At 37.5% G+C, this 19,459-nt stretch carries 18 protein-coding genes and 2 pseudogenes; 2 read left to right on the top strand and 18 right to left on the bottom strand.

All coding sequences use genetic code 11. From position 1 onward, the window contains the following. Window positions 1–41: 41 nt before the first annotated feature. Window positions 42–614, bottom strand: a complete 573-nt coding sequence (locus MHI02_RS08040; RefSeq protein WP_047186251.1) for a TetR/AcrR family transcriptional regulator — start codon at window positions 612–614, stop codon at window positions 42–44. A gap of 334 nt (window positions 615–948) precedes the next feature. On the opposite strand from MHI02_RS08040, the gene MHI02_RS08035 reads away from it, so the two are divergent. Then, a complete protein-coding gene (locus tag MHI02_RS08035) occupies window positions 949–1,797 on the top strand; it encodes a DNA endonuclease (protein ID WP_047184476.1) in 849 nt (282 codons plus the stop codon). Between the two features lie 548 nt (window positions 1,798–2,345). On the opposite strand, the gene MHI02_RS08030 is transcribed toward MHI02_RS08035, so the two are convergent. From MHI02_RS08030 to MHI02_RS07980, 11 genes and pseudogenes are all read right to left on the bottom strand, one after another. Then, window positions 2,346–2,591 carry a hypothetical protein gene (locus tag MHI02_RS08030; protein ID WP_341165833.1) on the bottom strand — a complete coding sequence of 82 codons (246 nt, stop codon included), beginning with the start codon at window positions 2,589–2,591 and terminating at the stop codon, window positions 2,346–2,348. Window positions 2,592–3,039: 448 nt separating this feature from the next. Then, window positions 3,040–3,141 (bottom strand): flagellin, encoded by a 102-nt coding sequence (locus MHI02_RS08025; RefSeq protein WP_341166105.1) that lies wholly within the window; start codon window positions 3,139–3,141, stop codon window positions 3,040–3,042. Window positions 3,142–3,511: 370 nt separating this feature from the next. Further along, window positions 3,512–4,372 (bottom strand): annotated as a pseudogene (locus tag MHI02_RS08020) (flagellin N-terminal helical domain-containing protein); the annotation flags it as partial. A gap of 276 nt (window positions 4,373–4,648) precedes the next feature. After that, window positions 4,649–4,855 (bottom strand): annotated as a pseudogene (locus tag MHI02_RS08015) (flagellin N-terminal helical domain-containing protein); the annotation flags it as partial. Between the two features lie 352 nt (window positions 4,856–5,207). Next, window positions 5,208–5,984, bottom strand: coding sequence for a VOC family protein (locus tag MHI02_RS08010; RefSeq protein ID WP_341165832.1), 777 nt, complete (start codon window positions 5,982–5,984; stop codon window positions 5,208–5,210). A 318-nt stretch (window positions 5,985–6,302) separates the two neighbouring features. Beyond that, the gene (locus MHI02_RS08005) at window positions 6,303–6,494 is read right to left on the bottom strand and encodes a 4-oxalocrotonate tautomerase (protein ID WP_204798170.1); all 192 of its coding nucleotides are present in this window, start codon (window positions 6,492–6,494) and stop codon (window positions 6,303–6,305) included. A 27-nt stretch (window positions 6,495–6,521) separates the two neighbouring features. Beyond that, complete coding sequence (locus MHI02_RS08000) at window positions 6,522–7,310, bottom strand: 2-keto-4-pentenoate hydratase (RefSeq protein WP_204798182.1); 789 nt, start codon at window positions 7,308–7,310, stop codon at window positions 6,522–6,524. Window positions 7,311–7,341: 31 nt separating this feature from the next. Next, window positions 7,342–8,352 carry a 4-hydroxy-2-oxovalerate aldolase gene (dmpG, locus tag MHI02_RS07995; protein WP_204798169.1) on the bottom strand — a complete coding sequence of 337 codons (1,011 nt, stop codon included), beginning with the start codon at window positions 8,350–8,352 and terminating at the stop codon, window positions 7,342–7,344. 21 nt (window positions 8,353–8,373) lie between these two features. Further along, window positions 8,374–9,258 (bottom strand): acetaldehyde dehydrogenase (acetylating), encoded by an 885-nt coding sequence (locus tag MHI02_RS07990; RefSeq protein WP_204798168.1) that lies wholly within the window; start codon window positions 9,256–9,258, stop codon window positions 8,374–8,376. 15 nt (window positions 9,259–9,273) lie between these two features. Further along, window positions 9,274–10,068, bottom strand: coding sequence for a 2-keto-4-pentenoate hydratase (locus tag MHI02_RS07985; RefSeq protein WP_341165831.1), 795 nt, complete (start codon window positions 10,066–10,068; stop codon window positions 9,274–9,276). Window positions 10,069–10,078: 10 nt separating this feature from the next. Then, entirely contained in the window at window positions 10,079–11,542 is a 1,464-nt protein-coding gene (locus MHI02_RS07980) for an aldehyde dehydrogenase (protein ID WP_216883772.1), read from the bottom strand. A 255-nt stretch (window positions 11,543–11,797) separates the two neighbouring features. Between MHI02_RS07980 and MHI02_RS07975 the strand changes: the two genes are divergently transcribed. Further along, a complete protein-coding gene (locus MHI02_RS07975) occupies window positions 11,798–12,601 on the top strand; it encodes an IclR family transcriptional regulator (RefSeq protein WP_257457325.1) in 804 nt (267 codons plus the stop codon). 47 nt (window positions 12,602–12,648) lie between these two features. On the opposite strand, the gene MHI02_RS07970 is transcribed toward MHI02_RS07975, so the two are convergent. From MHI02_RS07970 to MHI02_RS07945, 6 genes are all read right to left on the bottom strand, one after another. Then, a complete protein-coding gene (locus tag MHI02_RS07970) occupies window positions 12,649–13,953 on the bottom strand; it encodes a TRAP transporter large permease (RefSeq protein WP_216883770.1) in 1,305 nt (434 codons plus the stop codon). Beyond that, the gene (locus MHI02_RS07965) at window positions 13,943–14,512 is read right to left on the bottom strand and encodes a TRAP transporter small permease (RefSeq protein WP_216883769.1); all 570 of its coding nucleotides are present in this window, start codon (window positions 14,510–14,512) and stop codon (window positions 13,943–13,945) included. Before MHI02_RS07965 ends, MHI02_RS07970 begins: the two co-directional genes overlap by 11 nt. A 16-nt stretch (window positions 14,513–14,528) precedes the next feature. After that, entirely contained in the window at window positions 14,529–15,584 is a 1,056-nt protein-coding gene (locus tag MHI02_RS07960; RefSeq protein ID WP_257457322.1) for a TRAP transporter substrate-binding protein, read from the bottom strand. Window positions 15,585–15,719: 135 nt separating this feature from the next. Further along, window positions 15,720–16,919: a 4-hydroxybenzoate 3-monooxygenase gene (locus tag MHI02_RS07955; RefSeq protein WP_341165830.1), complete on the bottom strand. Its 1,200-nt coding sequence runs from the start codon at window positions 16,917–16,919 to the stop codon at window positions 15,720–15,722. A gap of 52 nt (window positions 16,920–16,971) precedes the next feature. Beyond that, entirely contained in the window at window positions 16,972–17,817 is an 846-nt protein-coding gene (locus MHI02_RS07950; protein WP_341165829.1) for a DODA-type extradiol aromatic ring-opening family dioxygenase, read from the bottom strand. A gap of 21 nt (window positions 17,818–17,838) precedes the next feature. Beyond that, a complete protein-coding gene (locus MHI02_RS07945; protein ID WP_341166104.1) occupies window positions 17,839–19,296 on the bottom strand; it encodes an aldehyde dehydrogenase in 1,458 nt (485 codons plus the stop codon). Window positions 19,297–19,459: the final 163 nt, after the last annotated feature.

Genomic DNA, 19,459 nt, shown 5'->3' with positions numbered 1-19,459 from the left:
TAACCACTGGTCAATTTTATTTGAAAATAAGGTATGGTACCTTATTTTTTCGTCCATCGTAGAAGCATGTTTACGTGAAACCGTGCTGCGCTTTTCACTTCATCAAATGTTGTAATATGCCCTAGGTAATGTGTAACAAACCCATGCAATGAAATAAAGATTGACCATATTTCTCGAATGGTCATTTGCTTTTCACTTAGCTTACTAACTTGATTGGCAAATTTTTGGTATGTCACCATTGGGCTTTCATTAATAAAATTTCTTACTTCATCGTCTTTAGTTAAAAACATAATTTCATAATGATTTTGATGTGTTAGCCCAAACTCAATATACCCGAAAAAAAGCTGCCCTAGTTTTTCTTCATTAGAGGCTTCATCATTAACAATCTCTTCTATTTTCTGATCAAGCATCAGAAAATGATTTTTGACTAACGCATAAAACAATTCTGCCTTGTTTTTAAAATGATAGTATATTGCTCCATGACTATAATTCAATTTCTTTGCAATTTGTCTCATTGAAACTTGTTGATATCCTTTTTCTACAAACAAATCTCTAGCTGCATCCATAATCATGTCACGAGTTAATTCTTTTGCCACTGCTTTTCTAGCCGCCATATTCACTATCTCTCCATTTTATTAACCACTGTTCAATTAATAGTATACAAAATAAATTGAAAAAACGCAATGGAATGATAACGGAGGGTAGCTATTACAAGATTGAATCGAAATTCTCTCCACATCACCTAAATACTATACAATACTATTCAAACATAACCATAATTTTCAAACAAGCTTACAAGTCATCCAGTCCATTTTTCTTTCCAATAGTTAAAGCTGTTTCGTTATTTTGTAAAAGTTTTCTAAGTGCTGCCTAAGAAATTTAACCAAAAACAGAACAAATGTTCCTTTATCGTGATATAATAAAAGAAATACTTTAAGGGGGACAATTATGTATAACCTAGATGAAGTTCAATTTAACATTTTAGTTGCAAGTATAATAGGAGATGGTGAAATTACTAAAATTTATCCCAACAGTCGAAGAATCAATAATAGTTACCGTGAACATTATGGTACTGAACAAAAGGATTATAGATTATGGAAACAAAACTTCCTACCTGATTTGTTATACATTACACCTAGAAGTAATACATTAAGATCCAAATCTTGTAAACTATTTACTAATTGGTATTCTTTGTTCTATGACCTAAACGGTAATAAACAGATACCTCATGAACTGGTTAAACAATGCACACTCCAACATTTTCTTGCTATTTTATACATGGACGACGGATCATTAGTATTATCCAAACGTATTAATCATCAAAAGAAAAATATATTTCTTACACCACATATATATCTTTACCTACAAAACTACAAACCAAATGATTTGGATATATTAAAGGAACATATACAAAAGTATTTCAACATCAATCTTAAGAAATGCAAAAGAAACGATGGATATGGCTATATTTTAAGAACAACCTCTGTTAAAGAAACTTTTAATTTTTTAGAACAAATAAAAGAAGTTACTGCAACCTGTCCTTCGATGTACTATAAAACTAACTGGGATTTCAGACTAAAGAAAGAGAAGGACAAATACAAACAATTATATCCTAATTACAATCTGCTTATAAGTAGCTCAAACCGTTCAAGAACATATTCTGAAGAAGAAATAAAGCTTCTAATTAAACTAAAAAAGCAAAATCAAACAGATCAATCTATTGCAGAAAGTATTGGTCGTTCATATTGGTCCGTGGTTTATAAACTTTCGGAGTTGCGAAAAAATGGGGAAATATAAATAGGATATAAAACATTAAAGACTTCAAATTTATTTGAGGTCTTTAATGTTTTATATCTCAAAATTAATGTTCTCATTTAGATGTGATTGAGTAGATATTGAATTTTAACTACCTAAGATGAGTTTAATAGTAAGCTCCTACTCAAATACCCAAATAACAGGAATTATCCCACATTCACTTTATCACTTTAAAGCAGTAGCATACTAACAGAAGAACACCAGATTCTGAACTTCCCTAACAATGAAAATAGCTACTACCCCACTAGTAGAAGTAGTAGCTTAAGTTGGGTTGTTACTTAAAAACTTCTAGTGCCCAAGAACAAACATTCAATATATGATTATAATATATCTCAACGTTCAGTTATTATAAGTTAAACATTAGAGAATTTGCTTAGTTGCTTTAGTATTTCCTTGTGTGTATTAATCGTAATCAGCTGGAATTCGGGGCACAATCGACTTTCCCTATCTTCCTTAAAATAAGGAAGATAGCAACTGTTTGAAAAGGACAAAAAACTTCAGTTAATTTTCGTAGCTCACCACCCCGTACTTTACTCTTTAATATTTCTAAGAAATCTGTTATAAATTCCATGAGAAACTCTCGTTACGGATTTATTTTCCAATATAGCGTATAACTCCTGAAAAATGTTATCTGGAATCACATTCCAATATAAAAGATATTGTAAGGCCTCCCTAGGATCTATATTTTCATCTAAATTTTCTTCACCAACTTCTAAGTATGTTTCTATAATCAGTATAGCAATTTTATTGTCTAAATATCTTTCAACTAACTCCATCTTTGATCCCTCCCTTTTGTTTAAATACAACAGAAAAGACCCTAGCAATGCTAGAGTCCTCTTCAATAATTTAAAATTAACGAAGAAGTTGTAAAACTCCTTGTGGTTGTTGGTTCGCTTGCTTTGCGACTGCACCTTTCAGTTACAGAATAGACTATATCTTCATCCACGTTTTCCATGGAGCTGGGCACTTCGAACAGCTTTTGCTGCCCTACGAGATTCATAGTCATAGCAATTGCCTTAGACCGTGTTCTCTAGTCGTTGAACCTTCTCCAAAGTTTCCTCACAGGAGCTTGGCTGCTGATTATCCATTGTTTCATCCTCATCATTTTCATACCCTCACGCCGACCGTTTCCAGTTACGTTGTGGTTGATGAAGCTTTAGGAAGTCCCAGCAATTCACCCAGTGATGCTCTTATCCATTACTAGATAAGACGCCCTTTCAATAATTACCGTAAAAGTTGTAAAACATTTTGAGGTAATTGTTGAGATTGAGCCAACATTGCTTGTGATGCTTGTGCTAAGATTGAGTTCTTAGTTTGTTCCATCATTTCTTTCGCCATCGTGCGAACATTTACTTTCATAAATGACTAGACTATATCTTCACCTTCTAGCAATCTAGTAAGGGTCGGGCACTTCGGTTTCACAATTCTGATGGTCATTGTTTCACCTATGGATTTCATCATCATAAGCTTAGCCTTTAGACGGTTTATCCTAGTCGTTGAACCTTCTCCACTCTTTCGAGACAGGAGCTTGGCTGCTGATTGCCCATATCTTTTCTTTTTTTAAACCCTCACGCTTGCCGTTTCCAACTGCGTTGTGGTAAGAAAAGCTCTAAGGGGTTTCCAGCAATTCACCCGATTATAATCTCTAGCCGTTACCAGCTAGGACGACTGTGCTTGTCACTGCCTAAGCAGCTAAAGCATAATCTACGTCACGGATACGAGATTCCGCAGCAGTTAGGTTTTCAGAAGATGTGTTTAGGTTATTTATAGTATGGTCTAAACGGTTTTGCACAGCACCTAATTTAGAACGCTCAGCAGATACATTGTCGATTGCACTTTGAATTGTTGTAATCGCGCTATCTGCGCTTTTTTGATTTGAAATGTTAATACCTACTGTAACCGTATCACCTTCAGCAAGTTTTTCATCAGCTTGAAGAACAAGTTTGTTGTCACTATCGTAGTACCCTGCTTCAGTTCCTTTAATCGTGCCGGTAGCACTATCATCAAGCGCTTTATCGGCGGCGAGAACTAAATCATTACCATTGTAATAACCCGCCGCTTTAGTTACGTTACCATCTTCGTCTTTTTCTTCAGCTTGCCAAGTTGCCTTAGAATTATCTGCAAGAGTGATAATTTTAGCCTTTCCATTATCAGTTGAAGCTGTATATGACTGTTCAGCTACTGCAGCTTGATAATTTAATTCTTTTCCACCAGCTGCTGTTAGTTTAGTTCCATCATTGTTAGTAGTATATTTATCAGCAACCCCTAATTTATTACCACTCATATCCCCAATCGATACTTTTAGGTTTTGCCCTTGATTGGCGCCAACGTGGAATGTTCCCTCAAACTCTCCATCAAGCAATTTCTTTGTATTGAATTCAGTATCTTTAGAGATATCATTTAATGCACTTGCTAATTGGTTAACTTCTTTTTGAAGCTCTGCGCGGTCAGTATCGGTATTCGAGTCGTTTGAAGACTGAACAGCTAACTCACGCATACGTTGAAGAATAGAGTGTGTTTCGTTTAAAGCTCCTTCAGCTGTTTGGATTAATGAAATCAAATATGTTATCGCAGTGGTTTTTTATCCTCTACTTCTTTATGTTTCCATAAAGTTCAGGTCATATCTTCATCCCAATAGGATGCCCCGCGCTCGTGGGTGGGTTATTGGTACGGTTCCTCACCACCTGACCGTCACACCTTCCTAACTACTAGTTTACCGATTCATTAGGCTTGGCTCGGTATTGCCCACCATCCACATAAGCTGGTTTGGGGTTCCACCGAATTCACGAAGTTTTCATCTAGACATTACTGTTTAGAGCGGCATTTCTAGTTTACCGTCTTGAGCATTCTTAGAAGCCATATCTAATCCACGAATTTGTCCACGCATTTTTTCAGAAATAGCTAGACCAGCCGCATCATCTGCTGCATTGTTAATACGAAGCCCAGAAGATAATTTCTCCATTGATTTAGATTGTGCATTGTTTGCCGCACCCAACTGACGATAAGTATTAAGCGCCGCAATATTGTGATTAATTCTCATTTTTTCTACCTCCATGTGTTTGTTTTTAGCAAGTCACGTCCTTGTGTCTCGCTTTAAATTTATAATAACTCCATCAAATGGAATTACTACCAAAATAAAATTTGCTTCAAAAAAGGATTTCTTGAAGACTTCTACTTGAAATTACCGGTGTTTCCTAACGTTAGGCCATTGTAAACATCTTCCTGACGTCTACACTATTATTATCGGAGGAGTTTTAATAAAGTTTAACAGTTTTTATAAAATATTATTTAAAACCTAAAATCCCCTCTGTATTAACTCTTTACACTCCTTCCAGAACCGCCTAAACAAAAAATGCCTCCCTCCCACCAAGGAAGAAGACATTCTAAAATTCCTATTTATTAACCACAGGCGCTTGCACATTCGGAGTCCCATATTTAAAATACGTATCCGGCAACGGTTCTCCATAGAAAATAATCGCTCTTTCTACTTGCTCTTCTGTCCACGTTACTGGTTTCCAATCTGGATCAAAGATTAAATATCCAGAATCCCCGAACAGTTCAACACGGTTACCACCTGGTTCAATGACATACATACACATTGCTTGGGATACCCCATGTTTTAATGGACCAGCTTCGATTTGAATTCCATTTTCAGTAAGTACTTCCGAAAGATCGTGTAAATGTTGTGGAAATCCGTACCAGAATGCAACATGGTGAAGTTTCCCAAGGCCTTGCTCTGAAGTTGATGCATCACCCATAAACGCCAACTCATGAACGAGCGGGCTAACACTTAACCAAGAGCCAATTTCTGACCCATCATTTCTTACTACATGCTCTCTTAATCTAAAACCAAGTTCATCCATCATAAAGTTCTTATTTCTTGTTACATCACTAGACATTAAGTTCACATGATCAAGTCGGCGCACCGGAACAGGAGTAACGAATTGATATGCTGCACCATGACCTAGGTCACCATCAATCCAACCTTTACCCGCTCCTGATTTCTCTAGTTCCTTCACACGTCTCTCTAAAGCTTCTTTAGAACTAGCCCTCCAGCTAATATGACCTAAACCAGGCTCATTTCTTTCCGTCACTTTTAATGTATGATGATAAAAGTCTTCATAAGCACGAAGGTAAACAGATTGCCCATCTCTAGCCGTTTCTTGCATACCTAATAGTTCTTTAAAGAACCATAGTGTGCCATCTGGATCTGGAGTAGGATTTCCACGTGAGCTAATTGTGCAACATCAAACTTTTTCAATTCCTTTTCCATTCTAAATTCCCCCTTATTATAAAATTTCAATCATTTGATAACGTTTTCATTAATTTTCAAAAGTTAATTAAACTGCTTGATTCGATTATAATGGTTAAACAAGTAATAAAAACCCAGTAGTTCCTCTATGCGCAACACTCTAAAGTTTCTACCGATAAATTACAAATAGTTACCATGATAGGAGACCCTACATTAGAATCTCCCCATCTCTCAACTACCTACCTAAATTCTTAGCACTTGTACCACCTATAGCCCAATGTGTTTTCGGTACTTCCGTTACAACAACACGAACATTTTCTTTCGGTGCATCCAGTGATTCGCTTACCGCAGTGGTTACATTTTTCAACAGAGCATCAATTTTTTCTTGAGGTCTACCTTCCATAATAGAAATTTGAACGATTGGCAAATCAATCCCTCCTATCTTGATAGTTAATTATTCTTTCACAAAGAAAGAAACATCACCAATCCCACCAACTTTTACATTTACGAAATCACCAGGAGATAACATAACAGCCGCTGTAAGTCCACCTGTTAAAATTGGTTCTCCCGCTTTTACTTTTTCCCCTTTTTTTGCTAACATGTTTGCTAGTCTAGCAACCGAATTAGCTGGGTGACCAAGTACTGCAGCACCAGCACCTAAAGCTTTAATTTCACCGTTAATCGATAGTGTTACACCAACTACATCTAATTCCAAATTGTCAGGTCTTTTCAAAGTGGTACCGAATACCGCTCCTGCTGCAGATGTATTATCTGCAATAACGTCTGGCAATGTGAAGTTAAAATTTTCATAGCGACTATCAATAATCTCAATTGCTGGGAATACATATTCTGTTGCGGCAAGAACATCTAATGCTGTTACATTCGGACCTTCCAAATCCCTTGATAAAACAAACCCAATCTCAGGCTCTACTTTTGGATGAATGTAGTCTGATATCGAGATAGAATCCCCTTCATTAACTACCATGTAATCAAAAACATAACCATAAATCGGATCATCCACATTCATTTGTTTCATTTTCGCTTCACTCGTAATACCCATTTTCGGTCCTACAATTTTCTTTCCTTCTTCTAGCTTTTGTCTTACTAATTCTTCCTGGACTAAATATGCCTCTTCAATTGAAAGCTCTGGGTACAAATCAGCAGTAATTTTTGTAATCTCTCTTTTTTCTTTTTCTGCGCCATGTGTATAATTCGCAAGTTCCTTAATTAAATGTGTATCCATTTTAGTAACCATTTTCAGCCTCCTGATTGTATTAAACCAACGATTTTGCTTTCGCTAATTCCGCCGCAACATCGATAATCATATCTTCCTGTCCACCGACCACTTCTCGTTTTCCTAATTCTACTAAAATATCGCGGGAGTCAATGTTGAATTTCTTTGCAGCACGGTTTGCATGTACTTGGAAACTAGAATAAACACCCGCAAAGCCTAATGTTAAACTATTTTTTGTAATTTCTTGTGGCTGTGGTAAAATCGGTGCCACGATATTTTCGGCAAGATCCATCATCTTGTAAAGGTCAATTCCCGTATCAATTCCCATTTTTTCAAGAACAGCCACCAATACTTCTGTTTGAGTATTCCCAGCACCCGCTCCTAGGCAACGAACACTACCATCAATCCGGGTAGCACCCTCTTCAATTGCAGCTAATGTATTCCCCATCGCAAGGGAAAGGTTGTTATGAGCATGGAATCCAATTTCCACAGACAACTCTTGTTTGAGTGCTTTGATTCTTTCTTTTACCTCATGCGGAAGTAGTGCTCCAGCTGAGTCGGTTACATAAACGACATCCGCACCATAGCTTTCCATTAATTTCGCTTGTTCTACCAGTTTTTCCACTGGTGCCATGTGACTCATCATTAAAAATCCAACTGTTTCCATCCCTAATTCTTTTGCCGTTTCAATATGTTGCTTGGAAACATCCGCCTCCGTTACATGAGTTGCAACCCTTACCATTTTTGCTCCAAGATTTTCAGCAACTTTTAGATCCTCAATAGTACCGATTCCCGGTAACAGCAATACCGAAATCTTAGAAAAATCAGCAACGCCAACTGCTGCTTCGATTAATTTTAATTCGTCCGTCCTTGATAACCCGTATTGTAAAGAAGATCCTCCAAGTCCGTCTCCATGTGTTACTTCCACATAAGGAACACGTGCTTCATTTAACGCTTTCGTAATGGATGTTACTTGTTCTACTGTAAACTGATGACTAATCGCATGACTTCCATCTCGTAATGCAACTTCTGTAATTTTTAAATTGGACATATTCATCCTCCTCCCCGCTACTTATTTCGTTGTGACGTTCAATCTACTTTTCGCAAATTCTTCCGCTACTTTCACTGCTGCAGATGTCATAATATCCAAGTTCCCTGCATATTTCGGTAGATAGTGTCCTGCACCTTCCACTTCTATGAACACGGTTACTTTATTTCCATCAAAAATTGGATCTGTACGTAATTTATATCCTGGAACATAAGACTGTACTCTTTCTGCCATTTGTACAACAGAATCCGTAATTGCCTTTTCATCAACAGCCCTAGGATCTACAATCGCATGAACCGTATCACGCATCATGATTGGTGGTTCGGCAGGGTTTAGTATAATAATTGCTTTTCCTCTTTTCGCCCCTCCTACTTGTTCAATCCCTTTTGCTGTCGTTTCGGTGAATTCATCAATGTTCGCTCGTGTACCGGGGCCTGCACTCTTACTTGAAATCGTTGCAACAATTTCTCCATACTCGACTGGCGCCACTTGATTAATCGCATGGATAATAGGAATCGTCGCTTGCCCTCCACAAGTAATGAGGTTCACATTATCTGCATCCAAATGAGAACCTAGGTTTACTGTTGGAACGATAAATGGGCCTATTGCAGCTGGGGTTAAATCTATCATTTGTTTTCCTAGTTTTTTAGCCACTTCCGCATTAGCGATATGCGCTTTAGCACTTGTCGCATCAAAAATAATATCTACTAAATTAGGATTATCTAGTAAACCGTCTATCCCGTTATCAAACACTTCCAAACCGATTTCCTTCGCATGTTTCATCCCTCTTGATGTCGCATCAATTCCCATCATGGTTGTAACTTCTAGTAATTCGGATTTTCTTAATTTCACCATTAAATCGGATCCGATATTTCCAGAACCGATAATTCCAACTTTTACTTTACTCATGTTCATCCCTCCTCTTTACTCTGAAAATGAAACTTCCACGGAACCTAATTCAGCAAATTTCACATAAAAATGATCGCCTGGTTTTGCTTCTACCATGGCAGACAATGCTCCGGATAAAATAACTTCACCAGCTTTAAGCGTAATCCCGTAGTTTGCTAGTTTATTAGCCAACCAAGCAACACATTTCGCAGGATCTCCTAATGCTGCCGCACCAACTCCCGTGTTTTGAAGTTCGCCATTCTTATATAAAGCCATTCCAATTTGCTTAATATCTAAATTTGCCGGTTTTTTAAATGTTTCTCCAAGCACATAAAGTCCTGATGATGCATTGTCGGCAACCGTATCTGCTAAAGTGATTTTCCAGTCTTTAATCCGACTGTCAACGATTTCAATTGCTGGCACAATGACATCTGTCGCTTTTAACACATCTAAAGAAGTGACATTTGGACCAACTAAATCTTCTTTTAAGATAAAAGCAAGTTCGCCCTCAATTTTTGGTTGAAGAACACGGTTAAAAGGTACGGTACCTTTATTTTCCACATGCATATCATCTAATAAATGTCCATAATCCGGTTCCCCAACTCCAAGCATTTCTTGGACTGCTTTAGAAGTTAATCCGATTTTTTTACCTGTAATACGTTTCCCATTTTGCAAATATCTGTTAATCGTGTGCAATTGCACTTGGTACGCTTCATCAATGGAAATGTCAGGATCCAGCTCTGTAATTGGCTGAACCCCTTGTCCATTACTCCATGCACTTGCTAAATGTTTGGCATGACTTTCTGTTTTAGCTGTCGTTTCTATATTCATCTGGATCCTCCTATAGTTTTAGCGTGACATTCGTTATTTCAGAATAGAAATCAAAACTATGTGCTCCACCTTCACGGCCAATTCCACTACGCTTCGCACCACCAAATGGGGTACGTAAATCACGTAGGAACCATGTATTGACCCATACCATTCCCGCTTCAATTTGTGCAGATAATCTTGCCGTACGTTTTACATCGCCAGTCCAAAGACTTGCACTTAATCCGTAATGCGTATCATTAACTTGTTCCATGACCTCTTCCTCTGTATCGAATGGAAGAACGGTTACAACGGGACCAAAGATTTCTTCACGTACACAACGAGAATCTCTTCCCAAACCGGTTATAATCGTTGGCTCTACATAGAAACCTTTTTCCATATCCGCTTTCTTACCACCAGTTAAGAAGGTACCTCCCTCTTCTTTTGCAATAGCTAAGTAGCTAAGCACCTTATTATAATGTTCCTCACTTACTAGTGCTCCGACTTTTGTATCTTCAGCAAAGGGATCGCCAACTTTTAATTCTTTTGTTTTTGCAACGAAACGCTCTAAAAATTCATCATAGATAGCACGTTCTACATAAATTCTTGACCCGCAAAGACACACTTCCCCTTGGTTGATGAAGCTTGATTTCAATGTAGTCTCAATTACATCATCTAAATTTGCATCCGCAAAAATAACATTTGGGTTTTTTCCTCCTAATTCAAAAGATAATTTCTTCAAAGTTGGTGCAGCAGATTTCATAATAGCACTACCAGTAACCGTCTCCCCGGTAAAAGCAATGGCATCTACATCATCATGAGATGTAAGGGCGGCACCTGTATTTCCAAAACCATGTACCATATTAACCACACCTTCTGGTACACCTGCATCTGTACAAATTTGTGCTAAAACAGTCGCTGTCATTGGTGTTACTTCTGATGGTTTCATAACTACTGTATTTCCCGCCGCAAGTGCTGGAGCCAATTTCCAAGTCATTAGTAGTAATGGTAGGTTCCAAGGATTAATTAATCCAACCACTCCAACTGGACGACGAACAGAATAATGAATCGCAATATCATCCTGTTGATAAGATTCATTGCCAACTGTTGTCATAAAATCCGCGAAGAAATGAAAATTGTATGCCGCTCTTTCAATATCAACGCTGTTTGACAACCATATTGGTTTACCGGTATCTAATGTTTCCAGTGTCGCTAACTCTTGTTTTCTTTCTAAAATTAAATCCCCAATTTTACGGATAATAGCAGAACGCTTGCGAACTGGCATGTTCCCCCATTCACCTTTCAATGCCTTTCTCGCTGCTTCTACCGCCTCATTAACGTCTTCTCTTCCTCCTTCCGCAACTAACCCTATAACTTCCTCTGTTGCAGGATTGATATTTTTAAAGGTTTTTCCACTTTTTGATTCTACGTATTTCCCTCCAATATAATGGGAACAATTAATTGGTTTAATCTCTACCTTTTGTTCAGTCGTTTGCATGTAAAATTCCTCCCTAACATATTTCTTATTTCATCGCTTAACAGTTATCTTTTCTTTACAAATTCATTATAAAATCGAAAAGTGGAATTAAAAAGGTCGCAGTTCCTCTATACGCAACAATAGTTAAAAAATTTGGATTATTTATAGTATAATAAAAAGTAACCGTTACCAAGGATTGATAAAAATAGCATTTCATCATGAGTTTCACAAAAAATGATTGTTCTTATAGACAGAACATGTATTGGAGGAGAAATGATGAAAAAGAAGAATAGTGATCCACAAATCCTTTCATCTGTTAAAAATGCATTACGAATACTAAAAAGCTTTTCCACATTTGAACCAACACAAAAAGTAAGTGATCTTGCTGAGGAATTAGGTTTAGCAAAAAGTACGGTTAGTAGACTCCTTTCTACGCTTGCTAGTGAAGGATTTGTAATCAAGGATGAAGGAACGCGAGATTATCGGTTAGGGTTATCGGTTTTAACACTTGGAGGAATTGTAACGAACAACCTAGAGATTCATAATGAAGCCGCCCCTGTTCTCAATCGATTAGTGAATGATACTGGTGAAACTGCACATTTATCTATTTTGGATGAACTAGATACCATTTATATTCATAAAGAGGAGTGTCATCATCCTGTCCGTATCTTGACGCATATTGGTCGACGCAACCCCTCTTTTTGCACGGGATCTGGTAAAGTATTACTGGCATTTAATGACGATAATATTTTAGAAAGGGTCATCGAAAAAGGATTAGTCTCTTATACCGAGAATACGATAACGGATCCAAACAAACTGAGAAGAGAAATGGAAGTAATCCGAAAGCAAGGTTATTCGATTTGTACAGAAGAGCTAACAGTTGGGACAAGATCTGTTGCTGCACCAATACGGGATTACACAGGAAAAGTAGTTAGTTCCATTTCTGTTGTAGGACCGATTCAACGAATGAAGGAAGGTAAAATTCCTGATATCATAAATAAAGTAGTAAACGCAGCAAAAGATGCATCCGAGCGTTTAGGGTATGATGAACGATACTTTAGACAGCGTTCAAGGGTATAATAGAACAGGCTAGTCCGTGCGTGAAAGACTAGCCTGTTCTTTTTCATTTATCCTGTTAAAGATGGTAAAAACGTTACAATACCAGGGAAGATAATTAAGATAATCAAAAAGATAATCATGACCCCAATTGCCGGTAAAACACCTTTAAAAATTTGTTCGATCGGAACATCCTTCACCACACCACTAATAATATACACACTTAGTCCTAGTGGTGGGGTCAGCACACCGATATTAATCATTAATACCATGATAATACCAAACCATAAACCATCAAATCCTAACGAAGTGATTATTGGAAATACGATTGGTAATGTTAATGTCATGATCGCAATACCCTCTAAGAACATCCCTAAGAATAAATAAACGAATAAAATTAACGTTAGAATGACATATGGTGATACATCCATGGATACGACCGCATTGGTAAGATGCGCGGGTATCCGACTTAAAGCTAGGAAACTCCCAAATAAATTCGCACCAATAAAGATTAGAAAAATCATCACGGATAATCGTAAAGATTCATCAAGGGATTCTACCATACCTTTGATATTTAATCGTTTCATAATAATCGTTACGATAAATGCTAGAAACGCTCCAATTCCACCCGCTTCACTTGGGGTAAATACACCCATGTATATACCACCAATACTAATAAGAAAGATTAGTAGAAATGGCCAAATGGATTTTAGTGAGGCAAACTTTTCTCCCAACGATACCGATTCCGCTTTGACTGGCGCTATGGAAGGTTTTAGTCTAACTTGTAGATGGATTAAAAGAATAAACAAAATAGCTAACATGATCCCAGGAATAAATCCACCGATTAATAATGGACCTATTGGCACATTGGTTAGTGCACCATATATAATTAATAGGACACTTGGTGGTATTAACGCCCCTAACGTACCACCTGCTGCTACAGCTGCTGTAGAAAAAGTTGTCTTATAGTTATACTTATCCATTTCCGGTATACTAACCCTTGCTAACGTCGCGGTCGTTGCATTGGAAGATCCCGAAATAGATGAAAATATAGATGAGGCACCGATTGTAGCAATCGCAAGGCCTCCACGCCATTTTCCAAACCATGTATTTACTGAGCTAAATAAATCATTTCCTAATCCAGAATAGGACAAGAACATCCCCATTAAGATAAATAATGGAATAACACTTAGCCCATAGTCATTGGACGTCCCAAACGCCGCCATTGATAATTGTGCTAAACCTACTGTACCGTCTGTTATCCAAGATACTCCTAAAAATCCAATCAAAAATAAGGATAGACCAACAGAAACTCGTAGGAATATAAGAACAAGTAATAATATAATACCTAAAACCCCTGTCACCTCAGGACTCATCTGGATTCACCACCTTTAATAGAGAGTTAAAGCCATCCAATAATAATGTGAGTGCAAATGAGAAAGAACCAATAATCGTAAGGCCAGAGAAGATATACAATGGTAAACCAAGGTCACCACTTGTTTCCCCGCCAATCCAAACCCTTACAGAATACTCATATAGTTGCCATGTTGTTAAACATAGTAGAATAAATAATACGAATGACGATATGCTATAAAGAATGTGTTGGCTTTTAGCAGACATTTTTCTAGTGAAGAAGTCAATTTCAATATGATTTTTCTTTAGTTGCCCTGCGCCTAAACTATAAAAGATCATTAAAGCAAGTAATAAACCTGTTAACTCATAAGTTCCGATAATTGGAGCGTTGAAAAAAAATCTTCCAGCTACATCGGCTGTTGTTAAAAACATTAACGCCATCAATAAGACACTAGAAATTTTGTGCAATACATCATTTAAATGAACTGTAACTTTTTCTAAAGCCCTTGTAAATTTGACCAGACTGGACGTTTGATCAATCGTAGCATTTAGTTGTTTTTCTTCATTTAATTGTGGACTCATTCTCCCAAACTCCTTTCTATTCATTGATTTCTTCTATTAAACGAACTGCTTCATCATAAATTTCTTGTCCTGGAATCCCTCGCTCTTCCATTCTGTTAATCCAGTTTTCGGCAACATGTTGGGATGCATCTTTAAATTTATTCACTTCTTCTTCCGATAGCTCGATGAATTCTACCCCCGCTGCTTTTGATTCCTCTACTGCTTTTTCTTTTTGTTCGTCGAACGTTCTTCCCGCTAAAGCTGCCATCGGTAATCCAAGCAATTCTTCCTCTAGTAATTTCTGTTCATCTGTAGTGAATTTTTCCCAACTATTTTCATTCATAGAAACATAGAATAAATTCGTATTAAAATAACCTATCGTTACATAATCTACGAGATCCGTTAAATTAAAGTCTTTGATTGCTGCAATTGGTAGAACCCCACCATCAATAACTCCTTTTTGAATCGCATCATAAATATCTGGTGCCCCCATCGATACAGGAGTTGCTCCCCACGCCTCTAGCATTTGACTACCTTCTTCAGATGGCGTTCTTAACCGAAGTCCTTTAACGTCTTCAAAACTACGAACTGCTTTACCCTTTGTGATAATTGCATACGGATCTGCCGCATGAATCCATAAAGATTTTACATCCCAGTACTCATCTTGTATTTCCGGAAACGTGTCATATAATTTCTGGGCAACGATACTTAACTCTTCACCAGTACCCTCTGCCATAAAAGGAAGATTTAGCACAGACTGCACTGGATACCTTCCAGCATTGTATCCGTGAATTCCTCTCCCAACATCCATTAAGCCAGTTACAATATTATCGAGCGTTTCATTTGGCCCTCCTAACGAACCACCCATATACATGCGAAAGTCTACCCTTCCGTCTGTTAACTGTTCCACTTTTTCAGCAAATGCTGGGAAAGTAACTGCATTTTGTACGTGTGGTGGACCATCCATGCTACCAAAATTAAGTGTGACGCTTTCACTTTCTTTCACTGAACTAGCAGAACATCCGGCTAACACGATGAGACCAACCATAGTAAAAATAAAAACGGATATCCATTTCAACCTTGTTCTGATCATATTCTTACTCCTTTCTATATAAATCCGTTTCATACATTAACTGAATATTGGCAATATTCAATAAACTATGAGTGTACGACTACGTTTTTTAAGGTTAACCTGCCACCATTTATGGTAGCAGATTATTATTAACATTTACTCTACATAATTTGGCACTTTAGGAAATTCCACTTTTAAGTCCGCATAATTTTCAGCTATTGTTTTAGATGTCGCTTCTGATGAAGAAATATATTCTAATTCCGCAAGTTGCACTCCATTTTCAAAGTCTGATTTCTGATCATGATGATGAAGCAAATTCGTCATCAGACTTGCAAATCGTTGGGCTCTCCATACACGGCGTACGCATACCTCAGAATATTGTTCAAGTGCTCGCTCACTACCTGTTTCATAAAAATATTTAAGTACTTCTGCTAATACGCGGATATCCCCTATCGCAAGGTTCAATCCTTTCGCTCCAGTTGGTGGTACAATATGTGCTGCATCGCCAGCAAGGAATAAACGTCCGTGTTGCATCGTTTCACAAATGTAGCTTCTCATCGACACAATATTCTTTTGAAATATTGGTCCTTCTTCAATTTTCCAATCATCTAAATCCACTCGTGCGTGTATCTCATACCAAATCCGCTCATCAGACCAGTTATTAATATCGTCATTAGGATCCACTTGCAAATAATAGCGCTGTACTTCTGGTGTCCTTGTACTTATAAGGGCAAACCCGCGTTCATGATACGCATAGATCAACTCTGGATTGGCTGGTGGTGTTTCTGTTAGAATACCTAACCATCCAAACGGGTGGACAAATTCAGATTCCTTTAAAAGCTCCTCTGGTATTGCTTTACGACTTGGTCCATGGTATCCATCACAACCTGCGATGAAGTCACAAATCAATTCTTGTTCTTCCCCGTCATACTCAAATCTTATTTTTGGCTCTTTCGCATCAATATCGAAAGGGCTTACATTTTTAGAATTAAATAGAATCCTTCCTCCTGTATTTAAGCGTGCTGCGATTAAATCCTTTAATACCTCATGTTGTGGGTAAACCATAATTTTCTTTCCACCTGTAAGCTTTTCAAAATCGATGCGATGACGTTTCTTATTAAATTGAAATTCGATTCCTTTATGAGGATCACCAAGTTTCATCATACGCTCGCCGACACCAGTTTCATTTAATAAATCCATTGTACTTTGTTCCAACACACCTGCACGAATAGTACTTTCAATTTGTTCTCTCGATTTCTTTTCAAGAATAACAGAATCTATCCCTTGTAAATGTAAAAGGTGAGATAACATTAACCCCGCAGGTCCTGCTCCAATAATCCCTACTTTTGTACGCATTTAAAACTTCTCCTTTACTATGATTTCCCTATAAAGCTAATTATCCTCTCATCTATGCAAGGACAATCTTAGGTGACTCAGCTAGGTGAGAGTAATCCTTTTCAGCAAATGTAATTAATGCATTCCAACTTCCAGATGATTGACCATCTGCTAAATAGCTTGGTATCCATCGTTTATCAAGCATACTAAATAGCATTGCAATGTGGCGGCCACCGGATTCTACTCTTGCCATTCTTGCATACTCCGGAAGCATATTGTAAGCAGATTCATAGTCTTTCTTTTTCACTAAATTAACAAACTGTTTATCCAATGCATGTTCAGAAACAGTTGGAACATTATGTCGTCCTCTCACTAGATTATGGGATAAAGCACCACTGGAAAGGAAGACGTATTTCTTATCGCTTTCTTTTAAGACTTTAGCGATAACTTGCCCCCATTTATTTGTTTCTTCTAAACTTGCCGCTAAGGTTACGGATAAATTCACAATTGGAATATTCTCTTTTGGTGTTAAGTAGCGGAGTGGTACAACACTACCATAATCCCAAACATAGTAAGGATCATCTACACCTTGAACTTCTAGATTTGCTGCTACTCCTGCTTCTACTAACTGATTTCCTAATTCTGGTTCCCCTGGGAAGTAATAAGGAACATCCTTAATTAAGTCAGGTGCTTCTGTCGCTGTTAGGGAACCTTTATGAACAGGTGTACAATCAACATAGTGAAAGAAAGTAGATGGCCAATGACAAGAAACAAGGATAATGGCATCTGGCTTAATTTTATCGATTTCCTTACTTATCTTTTTCATCGCATTTACCATTTCTCTTTGAAACTCAGGAACTTTCTCCTCATGTGTAATACTAGGTACATGTGGAACCAATGCTGCCAATTCAATAGTCATGTGAATAACCCCCTAAATTTTTTATAGTTTAATTGTGATATTCGATAACTCAGTATAAAAATCAAGACTATGCATTCCTCCGGCCCTTCCAATACCACTTTGATTCGTTCCTCCAAATGGCGTTCGTAAATCCCTTAAGAACCAAGTATTCACCCAGATAATCCCAGCTCGAATGGATTGTGCTACACGATGAGCACGTTTGATGTCATTCGCCCAAATGGTGGCACTTAAACCATAATGGGTATCATTTGCTTGCATAATCACTTCTTCTTCCATATCAAATGGGGTAATGGTTACAATTGGGCCGAAAATTTCTTCGCGAATACAACGAGAGGTTCTTTCTAGTCCAGTAATAATGGTCGGCTCGATATAATAACCTGAATCTAAATCTTCCGGACGGCCCCCACCTGTTACTATTTCTCCACCATCGTTTTTAGCAATTGCCAAGTAATTTATAACGCTTTCATAATGTTCCTTACTAATTAGAGCGCCAATATCTGTATCTTCATGCAACGGATTCCCTACTTTTAATTCTTTTGTTCGTTCAGCAAACTTCCTGACAAATTCTTCATAAATTGGTCGTTCTACATAAATTCGGGATCCACATAAGCAAACTTCACCTTGGCTAATGAAACTTGATTTAATCGTAGTTTCAATTACCTCATCAACGTCTGCATCCGCAAAAATGATATTCGGATTTTTTCCTCCTAATTCAAATGACAGCTTTTTCAATGATTCCGCACCAGATTTCATAATTGCCTTACCTGTTTTCACTTCACCGATAAATGAGATCGCATCAACATCCGGGTGTTTAGAAATTGCTTCACCAGCAGAATCCGCACCATAACCATGAACTAAATTAACTACTCCATTAGGCAACCCCGCTTCCTGACAAATTTCCATTAATACAGTAGCAGTTAATGGTGTCCACTCAGAAGGTTTAATAACGGTTGTATTTCCTGTAGCAAGCGCTGGGGCTAACTTCCATGTTAAAAGGAGTAACGGTAAATTCCATGGTTTAATCAGTCCAACTACCCCAACTGGATGTCGATAGGAATAATGAAACGCTTTCTTATCTTGTTGATAAGCTTCATTTCCTATTGAGATCATGTAATCCGCATAAAAATGAAAATTATATGCTGCTCGAGGAATATCTATTTTTTTCGCCAAGGATAATGGCTTTCCTGTATCTAATGACTCTAAATACGCTAGTTCTTCTACTCTTTCTAAAATCAGATCACCAATTCGTCTAAGAATCCTCGAACGCTCCTGTAGTGTGTAATCTTTCCACGGACCATCTAAAGCTCTTCTCGCAGCTGCAACAGCATAATTTACTTCTTCTTCCCCTGCTTGAGCGACCGTACCAATTAATTGTTCTGTTGCAGGATTAATATTTTGGAAAGTTTTTAGATTCTGAGAATCAGTAAACTGGCCATTAATAAAATGTCGGCAATGAATCGTTTTTATTTTCGTTTCCATCCGCAAGCGCTTCCCCCCTAATAAAAAATATATCAATCTATCTAAATTAAAGTTACCAATGAAAAATTCCAGTTTCAACTTCCAGTTCCTCTATACGCAACTATGTTCTTTTTTTTGCAAAAATTTAGTATAGAATGATAAATAACAATTATGTTTTAATGAG

The organism is Oceanobacillus sp. FSL K6-0118, assembly GCF_038006665.1.
In the GTDB taxonomy this organism is placed as follows: Bacteria; Bacillota; Bacilli; order Bacillales; family Amphibacillaceae; genus Oceanobacillus; species Oceanobacillus caeni.
This window is presented reverse-complemented; position numbering and strand designations above follow the sequence as displayed.